The sequence below is a fragment of the Campylobacter sp. VBCF_06 NA8 genome, assembly GCF_027737825.1.
Lineage (GTDB): Bacteria > Campylobacterota > Campylobacteria > Campylobacterales > Campylobacteraceae > Campylobacter_B.
In genome coordinates this window covers 1-12084 of record NZ_JAOVUB010000001.1, presented here as the reverse complement: position 1 = coordinate 12084, position 12084 = coordinate 1, and the positions used below count along the sequence as shown (strand labels likewise).

Genomic DNA, 12084 nt, shown 5'->3' with positions numbered 1-12084 from the left:
GAGAGAGCGTGGAAAATGTAGAGAAAATGACCGCCGTCATGGCTAGTCTCGTCGGATACAGTGGCAAAATTTTGCCAGATGATGTCACGGCGAAATTAAAGGAGCTAGCGAGCAAAGAAAATGCGCCGTTAGCAAAGACGATTTATGAGACGATGTTTAAAAACCAAGAGCTTGCCAAAGAGCTAAATCGCCCCTCTTGTCAAGATACTGGCGCGATTCAGTTTTTCGTAAAATGTGGCGCGAAATTCCCGCTAATTGGCGAATTAGAGCAAATTTTGCGTGAAAGCGTCTTGCGAGCGACACAGGAGGCTCCACTTCGCCACAACAGCGTCGAGACCTTTGATGAATACAACACCGGCAAAAATGTCGGAAAAGATGTGCCTTCGATCTTTTGGGAAATAGTGCCAGGTAGCGATAAATGCGAGATTGATACATACATGGCAGGAGGTGGCTGCACGCTTCCTGGAAAAGCCGGCGTGCTAATGCCTGGTATGGGCTATGAGGGCGTGGTGAAATTCGTAATGGATATAATGACAAGTTATGGCCTAAACGCCTGTCCGCCGCTAGTCGTGGGCGTGGGCGTGGCAACCTCGATAGATGTGGCGTCGTTGCTTTCTAAAAAGGCTTTGTTTCGCCCGCTTGGAAAGCATAATCCAAACGAGCGCGCCGCAAAAACCGAAAAATTGCTAGAAGATGGCATTAACAAAATCGGCCTTGGCCCGCAAGGTATGGGCGGAGCTAGCTCGGTGCTTGGCGTGCATATCGAAAATTCAGCCCGTCACCCCTCAGTCATCGCTGTGGCTGTAAATACAGGCTGCTGGTCGCACAGACGCGCGAATATCGTTTGGAACGGCGATTTAAGCTTTACCGTGACATCTCATAAGGACTATAAATATGAATAAGAAAATTTTGCAAACTCCGATTTCTAGGGAGGATTTAGAGGATATTAAAATTGGCGATATCATTTATCTAAGCGGAAATATCGTAACTTGTCGCGATGTGGCTCACAGGCGCGTGGTCGAAAAAAATATGCCTTTGCCACTTGATATCCGCGGTGGGGCGATACTGCATGCAGGCCCTATTATCAAAAAAACAAGCGCTGGTGGCGAGGATAGATACGAAATCGTCTCGGTAGGACCTACGACAAGCATGCGTATGGAGAAATTCGAGTATGAATTTATCGAAAAAACGGGCGTTAGAGTAATCGTAGGCAAGGGGGGAATGGCTAGCAATACAGAAAATGGTTGTAAGGATTTTGGCGCATTGCACTGCGTTTTCCCGGCAGGGTGCGCGGTAATCGCTGCTATGGAGGTCGAGGAAATCGTAAGCGCTGATTGGATGGAGCTTGGTATGCCAGAGACCTTGTGGAATTGCAAAGTCAAAGAATTTGGCCCACTAATCGTATCAATCGACGCGAAAGGCAATAATCTTTTTGAAAAAAATAAGGTCGAATTTAACAAGAAAAAAGATGAGGCGTTGGCGGAAATTTTGCCAGAAGTTAGCTTTATAAAATAGGGAAAAATTATGAAAAAAACAGCTTTTATTACAGGTGCGACGAGTGGTTTTGGTGAAGCAATAGCTAGAATTTTGAGTAAAGAAGGCTATAAAATCATCGCTCTTGGGCGCAGAAAAGAGAGATTGGAAAATTTAGCCAAAGAGATAGGAAATACCCATATAATCGTAGCTGATGTGCGAAATAAAGATGAAATTTTTAAAGCTGTGGAGAATTTGCCGAGTGAGTATAGAGATGTCGAAATTTTGGTAAATAATGCTGGTCTTGCGCTTGGTCTAGATGGCATTAAAGACGCACAAATCGAGGATTTAGAGACTATGGTCGATACGAATATCAAGGGCGTTATTTACACTACAAAGGCAGTTTTACCACTACTTTTGCAAAGTGGCAATGGCTATATTTTTAATATCGGCTCTACTGCTGGTGCGTGGCCATATCCTGGAAGCCATGTCTATGGCGCAAGCAAGGCGTTTGTGAAGCAATTTAGCAGAAATATCAGAAACGATTTAATCGGCACTGGCATTCGCGTAACAGAGATCGCGCCTGGTATTTGTGAGACTGAATTTAGCGATGTGAGATTTAAAGGCGATAAAGAAAGGGCGAAAAAGGTCTATGAAAACACAGATCCGATTAAAGCAGAGGATATAGCTAGGATCGTGCTAAATTGCATAAATATGCCTCACCATGTCAATATAAATATCGTCGAGGCTATGGCGACAGCGCAAACTTGGGCTGGATTGCATGTAGAGAAAAGATAACTCCAAATTTTGAATAAGTATTATAAATAAATTTTTAACACTTATTCTATAAAAATTCAATATTTTGAATTTTATTTATATTTCTTTAAAAGAAATATTGATATAATAAAATAAGTATTTTTTAAGGAAAGGAAGAAGCGATGGAGTTTCTTACAGGTTTGTCTGAGAGCGTCCAATTTACTATTCAGTTGATAATAGTTTTGGCGTGTCTGTTTTATGGTGCCAAAAAGGGTGGTATGGCCCTTGGTATTTTAGGTGGTATAGGTTTAGTTATACTCGTATTTTTATTCAAAATGTCTCCGGGCAAACCAGCCGTTGATGTTATTTTGACAATCCTTGCGGTTGTTGTCGCCTCAGCTACATTGCAGGCTGCGGGTGGTTTGGATGTTATGCTTCAACTTGCTGAAAAAGCGTTGAGAAAAAATCCAAAATTAGTTTGTTATGTTGCACCAATGTGTGCTTGGACTTTGACAGTTCTTTGCGGTACTGGTCACACAGTTTATACACTTTTGCCGATTATCTACGATGTATCTATGAAAAGCGGTGTGCGCCCAGAGCGTCCAATGGCAGCTACTACCGTTTCATCACAATTAGCAATCATCGCTAGCCCGGTTTCAGTTGCTGGTGTTTCTATCGTGGCTGTATTGCTAGGCGCTGGTGCTCAAATCGAGGGATTTTCTAGCTATCTTGACCTTCTTAAAGTAACTATTCCTTCTACTTTCTTCGGTATGCTATGTATCAGCACATACTCAGTATTCCGCGGTAAAAGCCTTGAAAAAGATGAGGAATTCCAAGCTAAACTTAAAGATCCAGAGCAAAGAAAAATCATCTATGGTTCTGACGATGCTAAATCACTTATCGGTGTTAAACTTCCACAAAAACAATGGAATGTTATGTATATCTTCCTTTCAGCAATCGTTGTTGTTGCGGTTTTGGGTTATTACAAACAACTTCGCCCGACATGGTCTATCTCAAAAGACGCTGCTATCGTTAATATCGTAGATGCAGGCGATAACTCAAAAGTCTTAGACAAAGTAAAAATCAGCGACGGAACTATGATGTTAAGCGGTGCTGAGACAAAAATGAGCGTTAAAAAAGATAAATCTAAACTATCTCAAACTGCACAAGGTGTCGAGGTTAAAGATAAAGACGGCAAAACTTACAAAGTTAGCCAAGACGGTGCAAATGTAACTTATGTAAATGCAAAAGGCGAAACTAAAACTTACGAAAACGCAAAAATCGATGTAGCTACAAGCACAAAAGGCTCAAAAACTCTTGGTATGGTTGATACTATCCAAATGTTCATGCTTCTTGCTGCTGCTATTATGATGATTTATTCAGGTATCAAAGCCGGCACAATCGCTCAAAATGAAATCTTCCACAGCGGTATGATTGCGCTTGTTGCGATTTATGGTATCTCTTGGATGGCCGATACTATGTTCCATGCTCATATCGATATGTTAGCTGGCTCACTTGGTAAGGTAATGCAAGCATATCCATTTACATACATTGTAGTTGGTATGCTGATTTCAAAATTCCTTAACTCACAAGCTGCTGCTGCTGCGACTTTCGTTCCACTAGCGATTGCTATCGGTGTAAATCCGGGAACAATCATTGCGTTCGCAACTGCATGCTATGGTTATTTCATCTTACCTACATACCCAAGCGACCTTGCTGCGATTCAATTCGACCGCTCAGGCACAACAAAAATCGGTAAATATGTTATCAACCACAGCTTCATTATCCCTGGTTTCATCGGCGTATTCAGCTCATGCTTCCTAGGATATATCCTAGCTCACTTCTACGGATATATGTAATAGCTCTTGTCTGCGAGTTTCCTCGCAGACAACTTTTTCTTCTAAATTTTATTTCAAATATTTATTAAGTCAAATTATGCAAAATACCGATATTGACATACAAGCATTAGAGGAAGAATTTAAAAAATTCAATGCCAAAAATTATACAAACAACGGAGTGTGTATGTATTGCTAATCGTAGTGTATTGCACACTTTCAAATGTTGTGCTTTTAAATCAATTACAAAAGAAAGGATAAAAATAGATTTTTATATTTTTCGCACCTTTCTCGCAGAAAATTTCTTATAAATAATTTTTATTAATAAACATAAGCTAAAATCCAAATTTTAAATTTTTCAAAAGGAGAAAAAATGAAAATTGTCTCAATTCTAAGTGCATGCGCGCTTGGCGCAATGCTAGCAAACGCTACCCCTTACGAGGTCGATAACGCCCATTCTAGCGTAGGTTTTAAGATCAAACACATGAGTATTAGCAATGTGGTCGGAAACTTCAAGGATTTTAGCGCAGAGATTGACGCCGAGAACGGCAAGCTAAACAAACTAAGCGCCGTGGTCAAAACCGCTTCTGTTTTTACTGACAACGAAAAACGCGACGCGCACTTGCAAGCGGACGATTTTTTCGGCTCAGAAAAGTTCCCTGATATGAAATTTGAGATGAAAGAGTTCGCGCCTGATAAGGTCAAAGGCGAGCTTACGATTCGCGATGTAACCAAAGAAGTCGAGTTTGACTATGATTTTGGTGGCGAAGCCAAGCAGGGCGATAAGGCTAAAATCGGATTTAGTTTAGAGGGCAAAATCAAACGCTCTGATTTTAATTTCGCCCCAGGTAGCGGCACTGCGATGCTAGGCGATGATATAAAAATTTCTATCGAAATCGAAGCCGTAGCGAAGTAAAATTTTACGCAAATTTCATTGCAAATTTTAGGAAATTTAGCAAATCGCTAAATTTCCCTTTTTTATTTAAATTTTAAATTTTTGCTACGCAATTTCGCAATACTGCGCCCGAAATTTCGGCGCAGTATTTAAAAACTTGCGGTAGCGAAATTTAGCAAAATTTAGCTAAATTTAGCGCACAAACGAGCGTAGTAGCGCGATTTCGTCCGCCCAAATACTCTCATCAATCGTTTCTAAAATGAGCGGAATTTCATCGATATTTTTGTCGTTCATAATGTTTTCGAAGCTTGCCAGCCCCAAAAATCCGCGCCCAAGGCTCTCGTGGCGGTCTTTGCGCACGCCAAGGTCGTTTTTGGTGTCGTTTAGGTGCATGCCAGATAAAAATTTATAGCCGATGACGCGGTCAAATTCGGCCATTGTTTTTTCGTAAGATTCTTTCGTGCGAAAGTCGTATCCACCGGCGAACGCGTGGCAGGTGTCGATACAAACGCCAATGCGGGTTTTGTCGCTTACGCGCGCGATTATGTAGGCGATTTGGGCGAATTCAAAGCCTAAATTTGAGCCTTGACCTGCTGTGTTTTCGATGACGAGTTTGACACCGCTAGTGTTTGCGATAGCGAAATTTAGGCACTCTGCGATATTTTGCAGACATTGCTGGGGCGAAATTTCATTTAAATGCGAGCCCGGGTGGAAATTTAGCAGTTTTACGCCGAGCTTTTCGCAACGATTTATCTCGTCGATAAAGGCGTCAAGGCTTTTTTGGCGAAGTGCGGGGTCTGGGTGGCCTAGATTTATGAGATAGCTATCGTGGGCTAGGATATGCTCTGCTCGTATGCCAGTGGTGGTGAGATTTGCGCGAAACTGCGCTATATCGCTATCGCTAAGCGGTTTTGCGCTCCACTGGCGCTGATTTTTGACAAAAAGCGCAAACGCGTCTGCGCCGATTTTTTGCGCGTTAAGCGGAGCGTTAAAAACCCCGCCAGCAGCGCTTACATGGGCTCCGACACGCTTCATAAAAGCTCCCTTGCGCTGATTTTTACCCCGGCTTTTTTGTCGCTAAATTTGATAATTTTGCCGCTATCATCGCAGACGCTGTATGAAATTTCGCCCAAATTTTGCTCGAATCCGCAATCTGTTTTGGCTAAATTTTTCGCGCCATAGATTGCCTTCGCGCCCAAAATTTCGCCCAAAAATCCCTTGTAGTGGGCGTTTTTGAAAAATTTCTCATTGAAAGTCAGCTCATCATCGCAGGCATTATTCATGCACACGCTTTCGTTTTTTGCGACCAAGGAAAGCACGCTAACCCCGCTAGAATAGACCTGCAACTCGGTTTGGTTTTTAAAACTTCTAATAAATCCCGTGTCATTTAGACGCAAATTTGGCGAAATTATCGAAAACGCCACCGCTTGCGTTTTTTGCGGGGTGAGCTTGGCGCAACCACAAAACACTGCCCCGATTCCCAAAAATCCAGCAAAAATCAAATTTATTTTTTTCATTTTTGTCCTTTTTTAAATTTTAATATTTTCATTTTAGCGAAATTTATAAAAATTCCAGCTTTATTAAGTGAAATTTAAGCGCAATTTATATAAAATAATCGTTCCTTTTAATTTAACCGAATTAAGTGGCCCCTTCGTCTAACGGTTAGGACATCGCCCTTTCACGGCGGTAACACGAGTTCGAATCTCGTAGGGGTCACCACTAAAATACAAAATCCAAAAAACTAAATTTCAAATCAAAATTTAATGAAAATTCAAAATTCGCTTAAAATTTCTTAAAATTTAGCCAAATTTAAATTTACGGTTAAGGTTGTATTGGCTAAAATTACAGCTTATTCTTTTATTGTAGAAAAGATAAATTTGGTAAAAAAGGAAAAAAATGAGCGACATTATCGCATACAAATTTAATGGTGAAATTTATGATACTCAAAGTATCGGCGAGGGTGCAAACAGCGCAGAACCGATATTTTTCGATAACTCTGCTGATGCGCTAAAAGTGCTTCGCCACTCATGCGCGCATTTGTTGGCACAAGCTGTCAAATCACTCTACCCAGACGCAAAATTTTTCGTGGGTCCTGCGATTGAAGATGGATTTTATTATGATATGCGCGTGAGTAAAAACGGCGGCGAGAAGCTTGGCGAGGACGATTTAAAGGCGATTGAGAAAAAAATGAAAGAGCTAGCCGAAGCCAAGCAAGATATAGTTAAAATTTGCTCTACCAAAGGCGCTGTTAGCGCAAAATACGCCGAGGACGACCTAAAAATCGAGGTTTTGAAGCGAATCCCAGAAGGCGAAGTGAGTTTGTATGCGCAAGGCGATTTTGAGGATATTTGTCGCGGACCGCATGTGCCAAATACAAAATTTTTGCGAAATTTCGCGCTAACTAGGATTGCGGGTGCGTATCTGGGCGGCGATGAGACACGCGAAATGCTAACTCGAATTTACGGCGTAGTGTTTGCCGATAAAGAGAGCCTAAAAAATCACTTAACAATGCTCGAAGAGGCTAAAAAACGCGATCATCGTAAGCTTGGTGCGGAGATGAAATTTTTCACATTTGATGAAGAAATCGGCGCTGGACTTCCGATTTGGTTGCCAGCGGGTGCGAAAATGCGCGTAAAACTCGAAGAAAGGCTATATCGACAGCTTCGCCGTCGCGGTTACGAGCCAGTCAGAGGCCCTGAAATCCTAAAATCTGACGCGTGGAAAATCAGCGGACACTACACAAATTACAAAGAAAATATGTATTTTACGATGATCGAAGAGCAAGAATACGGCATTAAGCCGATGAACTGCGTAGGTCATATCAAAGTCTATCAAAGCGAAATTCGCTCATACCGCGATTTGCCACTTAAATTTTGCGAATACGGCGTCGTGCATAGACACGAAAAATCAGGCGTTTTGCACGGGTTATTTAGAGTGCGCGAATTCACCCAAGATGACGCGCATATCTTTTGTATGCCAAGCCAAATCAAAGAAAATGTCTATGAAATTTTGGACTTTGTCGATGTGCTAATGGGCGCGTTTGATTTCAACTACGAAATGGAAATTTCAACCAAACCTGCCAAGGCTGTGGGCGATGATGAAGTGTGGGAGATCGCTACAAAAGCGCTTAAAGACGCACTTGATGAAAAGGGCTTTAAATACGGTATCGACGAGGGCGGCGGTGCGTTTTATGGTCCGAAAATCGACATAAAAATCACAGACGCTTTGGGTCGAAAATGGCAGTGTGGTACCGTGCAGGTGGATTTCAACCTGCCAAATCGCTTCGAGCTAGGTTATATCGACGAAAATAATGAGAAAAAACAGCCTGTCATGCTTCACAGAGCGATTTTGGGAAGCTTTGAGAGATTTATAGGAATTTTGATCGAACACACAGCTGGCGAGCTTCCGTTTTGGATCTGCCCGACACAAGTGGCGATTATCCCGATTGGCGAAGCACACAGCGCGTATGCAAAAGAGATTTCAGCGGGATTGCGCGAATTGGGCATAGACAGCGAAATTTTAACCAAAAACGAAACTTTAAATAAAAAAATCAGAACAGCCGAAAAGCAAAAGGTGCCATTAATCATCGTTCTTGGCGATAACGAAGTGGCTAATCGTAGCGTCGCATTGCGTGATAGGCGTGCGCGCGAACAGCGAAATTTAGGGCTTAGCGAGTTCTTGGATTTCGTGCAAAACAAATTAAATGAGGTGAATTTTTGAGCAGCAAAAAAGAAGTTTTTCTAAACGAAGAAATCGAGGCTGATGAGGTTAGGTGTATCGGCGAAGATGGTGAAGCATACGGCGTAATCTCGCTAGATGAGGCGTTGCAAATCGCAAGCAAACAAGGTGTCGATCTCGTGCTAATCGCGCCAGATGCGAAACCGCCAGTGTGCAAGGTAATGGATTATAGTAAATTCCGTTATCAACAAGAAAAAAAGCTAAAAGAGACCAAGAAAAAACAGAAAATCATCGAGATTAAAGAGATAAAATTTTCGGCAAAAATCGCTCAAAACGATGTGAATTATAAGGTAAAACACGCAAAAGAATTCCTAGATTCTGGCAAACATGTCAAACTTCGCGTGTTTTTGAAGGGTCGCGAGATGAGCACTCCTGAGATTGGCGTAAATTTGCTAAACAAAATTTGGGAAGAGAATTTCGCAGGTAGCGCAGAACGCGACAAAGCCCCGATTTTAGAGGGAAGATATGTGAGTATGCTAATTACGCCGAAAAAGTCTTAAATTTCGGCGTAGCTTAAATATTTTTAAATTTCAGCAGAAATTTAAAATTTTATTATATAATCACAGCTTATCTTAAAAAAAAGGATAAACATGCCAAAGATGAAAAGTGTGCGTGGCGCAGCAAAACGCTTTAAAGTAGGCAAAAACAAGATCAAACGCGGTTCAGCTTTCCGCAGCCATATCTTGACTAAAAAGTCTAGCGAGTGTAAAAGAGATTTGCGCGGCCCACATTATGTAGATTCTACAAATGTTAGAGCTGTTAAGCTTATGCTTTGTAAATAATTTTAGTTTTTGACCTAGTCATTCAAACTCCCCTAAGATAGGGAAAGACCCAAAAATGGGCGCCATTTAAGAAAGGATTAATATGGCAAGAGTAAAAACAGGCGTTGTTAGAAGACGCAGACACAATAAAGTTTTAAAACTTGCTCGCGGTTTTTATAGCGCAAGAAGAAAACATTTCAGAAAAGCCAAAGAACAATTAGAAAGAAGTTTGGTTTATGCTTACCGCGACAGACGCGCGAAAAAACGCGACTTCCGCAGACTATGGATCGTTAGAATTAACGCTGCTTGCAGAATCAACGATATTAGTTATTCTAAATTTATGCACGGTCTTAAACTTGCAAATATCGAATTAGATAGAAAAATCCTAGCAAACCTTGCTATGAACGATGCTAAGGCTTTCACTGCATTAGCTGATAAAGCAAAGGCTGCTTTAAAATAATTTTTTGAATTTCAAGATTTTTTCTTGAAATTCTCCCTTTTAAATTTTGTATTCTGGCTCGTTTAAATAGATTTTAAGCGGGGTTTGAATACAATGCTCCCTTTATTTCGTGGTTGGATAGCTCAGTCGGTAGAGCAGCAGACTGAAAATCTGCGTGTCGGCAGTTCGATTCTGCCTCTAACCACCATTTGAGCTTATTTTTAACTCTTTTTATTCGCTTTAAAATTTTGAAAATTAAAAAATTTGGCTATGACGAATTTAGTCGTAGAAACTAAATTCGTCTTTTTGTAATTATCTTTAAATTCGGCATTTCTTGGAGAATTTCTTGGTTTTGTATTTGCAGATCCAAAATGTTTATACGGAATAAATTTTTTAAATTTACTATGCTAGGTGGTAGTTTGGTTATGCCGGTAAAGCCTATGTTTAGATCTCTTAATTTTGTTAATTCTCCGATATTTTCAGGCAAAGCAGTTAGTTCTTTATTAAGATAAATCAAAAGCGTTTCTAAATTTTTCAAATTTGCAATTTTTGGCGAAATTGTTTTTAGACTTCCTCTGGTGTATTCAAATCGCTTTAAATTTGCTAAATTTTCAATTTCATCGGGTATAGTAGTAATATTGCTATCGTTTAGTTGCAAATCCTCTAAATTGTGTAGTTTAAGTATCTCCATAAAGTTTTCTTGCGATACATTGCTGATACTTAGAATTTTTAAGTTTTGTAAATTTGAAAAATTTTGTGGGAAATTTTCAAAACTAGTGGATAAATACTCTAAATTTTGCAGATTAGTTATCCATTTTGGGAATTCTTTTTGGGCAATTAAACTCAAATTTAATAGTTGTAAATTTTTTAAATTTGCCATTTCGTCTGGTATAGATTTTAACTTTCTACACATATCACAATTAAATTGTTTCAAGCCTGTAAGATTCCCAAATTCAGGCGAAATTTCAGATATATCAGTGCCCGAAATGTCTAACGCTTCTAAATTTTTCATATTTAATATATGTTTTCCTAGATTTTCTATCTTAGAATAACTTAAATTTAAAGCTTTTAAATTTGGAATTTTGCTTATGATTTCTGTGATTTCTTTTATTTGTGTTTTTCTAAGATCTAATATAGAAAGTTTTGTCAAATTCACAACGCAAGGCGGTAAATCTGTAATATTGGCTTCACGGACATCGATTGTTTCTAGGTTACTAAGCATACAAATTTCGCTAGGTAATTCATTTGTATTGTCTGTATCGATTGAAAAATACACTCCGCGTGGTGAAGGTCTTTCTATTGATATTTCAGTAAAATATTCTAGACTATCATAGAAATCTTTTGTGGTTTCGACTTTTAAATTTTCAACAGCTTTATCAAATTCTACTATATTTATCTCATTATTTGCCAATTTTTTAGACAACTTGTCGTATCTTAGGTCGGATTGAACCGGTCTAGAATAATCTACAAATTTGGATAGAATTTGCATTTTCTCGTTTGTTTTACTATCAAGTTCCGGTGAATTTATCAACTCTTTATCGCTTTGATTGGCATTTAGAAAAATTTGCCCCATTATAAGTATCGCTAAAATTATCTTTTTCATAAAATCTCCAAATTTAAAAAATTTAATAAGATAAATTATAACAAAAAAGTGAATTTTTAGCTCTTTTGGTGAGTTTTGAAAAATTTCTACAATTCCCCCTCCATTTAATCTCTTTTTAAGCAACCCTTGAATATAATCCACTTTCCGTTTTTGAAATCTAACTTTTGTTATTTTCCAATGCGTGTTATTTTATTTATTATTGTCAAAAACTATCTTTTAGTCAATCTTTGAAATCTAAACAAGTGATCGATTGAGCCAAAGACAATTTTTATAATTGTCAAATTTAAAAGTTACAAACAATTAAGTTTTTAGATTAAAAACTTCATAAATAAATGACTAAAACCTTAGAAAATCATTTATAAAAAAGCGAAGCTTTTGAATAAATGCGTTCTTTAGGTGGGTCAAGGGAGCGAAGCTCCTTGTCGCAAAGACTAGCTTTGCTAGTCTGCGAAGTAAATTTTATGGAGAGTTTGATCCTGGCTCAGAGTGAACGCTGGCGGCGTGCCTAATACATGCAAGTCGAACGGACAAGTAAGAGCTTGCTCTTATGAGTTAGTGGCGCACGGGTGAGTAATGTATAGTTA

At 39.4% G+C, this 12084-nt stretch carries 11 protein-coding genes, 2 tRNA genes, 1 rRNA gene and 2 pseudogenes; 13 read left to right on the top strand and 3 right to left on the bottom strand.

Annotation, left to right across the window (positions count from 1 at the left end; all coding sequences use genetic code 11):
- Window positions 1–8 precede the first annotated feature (8 nt).
- The 6 genes and pseudogenes from ttdA (at window position 9) to OFO10_RS00055 (ending at window position 4980) form a co-directional block, all read left to right on the top strand.
- Entirely contained in the window at window positions 9–902 is an 894-nt protein-coding gene (gene ttdA / locus OFO10_RS00075; RefSeq protein WP_270865629.1) for a L(+)-tartrate dehydratase subunit alpha, read from the top strand.
- Window positions 895–1515: a L(+)-tartrate dehydratase subunit beta gene (gene ttdB, locus OFO10_RS00070; RefSeq protein WP_270858726.1), complete on the top strand. Its 621-nt coding sequence runs from the start codon at window positions 895–897 to the stop codon at window positions 1513–1515. The genes ttdA and ttdB overlap by 8 nt, the downstream gene beginning before the upstream one ends.
- 9 nt (window positions 1516–1524) lie before the next feature.
- Window positions 1525–2271 carry an SDR family NAD(P)-dependent oxidoreductase gene (locus tag OFO10_RS00065; RefSeq protein ID WP_270865628.1) on the top strand — a complete coding sequence of 249 codons (747 nt, stop codon included), beginning with the start codon at window positions 1525–1527 and terminating at the stop codon, window positions 2269–2271.
- A 140-nt stretch (window positions 2272–2411) separates the two neighbouring features.
- Window positions 2412–3320: pseudogene (locus tag OFO10_RS08265) on the top strand (anaerobic C4-dicarboxylate transporter family protein); the annotation flags it as partial.
- Window positions 3321–3545: 225 nt separating this feature from the next.
- Window positions 3546–4088, top strand: a pseudogene (locus OFO10_RS08260) (anaerobic C4-dicarboxylate transporter family protein); the annotation flags it as partial.
- Between the two features lie 349 nt (window positions 4089–4437).
- The gene (locus OFO10_RS00055; protein ID WP_270865626.1) at window positions 4438–4980 is read left to right on the top strand and encodes a YceI family protein; all 543 of its coding nucleotides are present in this window, start codon (window positions 4438–4440) and stop codon (window positions 4978–4980) included.
- A gap of 171 nt (window positions 4981–5151) precedes the next feature.
- Here the strand turns inward: OFO10_RS00055 and nfo are convergent, their stop codons facing one another.
- The gene (nfo, locus tag OFO10_RS00050) at window positions 5152–5994 is read right to left on the bottom strand and encodes a deoxyribonuclease IV (RefSeq protein ID WP_270865625.1); all 843 of its coding nucleotides are present in this window, start codon (window positions 5992–5994) and stop codon (window positions 5152–5154) included.
- A complete protein-coding gene (locus tag OFO10_RS00045; RefSeq protein WP_270865624.1) occupies window positions 5991–6476 on the bottom strand; it encodes a hypothetical protein in 486 nt (161 codons plus the stop codon). Before OFO10_RS00045 ends, nfo begins: the two co-directional genes overlap by 4 nt.
- Before the next feature lie 127 nt (window positions 6477–6603).
- Here OFO10_RS00045 and OFO10_RS00040 point away from each other — a divergent pair.
- From OFO10_RS00040 to OFO10_RS00015, 6 genes are all read left to right on the top strand, one after another.
- Window positions 6604–6678: transfer RNA gene (locus OFO10_RS00040), tRNA-Glu, on the top strand.
- A 177-nt stretch (window positions 6679–6855) separates the two neighbouring features.
- Window positions 6856–8679, top strand: coding sequence for a threonine--tRNA ligase (gene thrS / locus OFO10_RS00035; protein WP_270865623.1), 1824 nt, complete (start codon window positions 6856–6858; stop codon window positions 8677–8679).
- Window positions 8676–9197, top strand: a complete 522-nt coding sequence (gene infC, locus OFO10_RS00030) for a translation initiation factor IF-3 (RefSeq protein ID WP_270858734.1) — start codon at window positions 8676–8678, stop codon at window positions 9195–9197. Before thrS ends, infC begins: the two co-directional genes overlap by 4 nt.
- 90 nt (window positions 9198–9287) lie before the next feature.
- Window positions 9288–9479, top strand: a complete 192-nt coding sequence (gene rpmI / locus OFO10_RS00025) for a 50S ribosomal protein L35 (RefSeq protein ID WP_270858735.1) — start codon at window positions 9288–9290, stop codon at window positions 9477–9479.
- An 82-nt stretch (window positions 9480–9561) separates the two neighbouring features.
- Window positions 9562–9918, top strand: a complete 357-nt coding sequence (gene rplT, locus OFO10_RS00020; protein WP_270865622.1) for a 50S ribosomal protein L20 — start codon at window positions 9562–9564, stop codon at window positions 9916–9918.
- Window positions 9919–10029: 111 nt separating this feature from the next.
- Window positions 10030–10105 (top strand) — tRNA-Phe (locus tag OFO10_RS00015).
- An 84-nt stretch (window positions 10106–10189) separates the two neighbouring features.
- Here OFO10_RS00015 and OFO10_RS00010 read toward each other — a convergent pair.
- On the bottom strand, window positions 10190–11641 hold the full coding sequence (locus tag OFO10_RS00010) for a leucine-rich repeat domain-containing protein (RefSeq protein ID WP_270865621.1): 1452 nt from the start codon (window positions 11639–11641) through the stop codon (window positions 10190–10192).
- A gap of 317 nt (window positions 11642–11958) precedes the next feature.
- Here OFO10_RS00010 and OFO10_RS00005 point away from each other — a divergent pair.
- A 16S ribosomal RNA gene (locus OFO10_RS00005) occupies window positions 11959–12084 on the top strand; the annotation flags it as partial.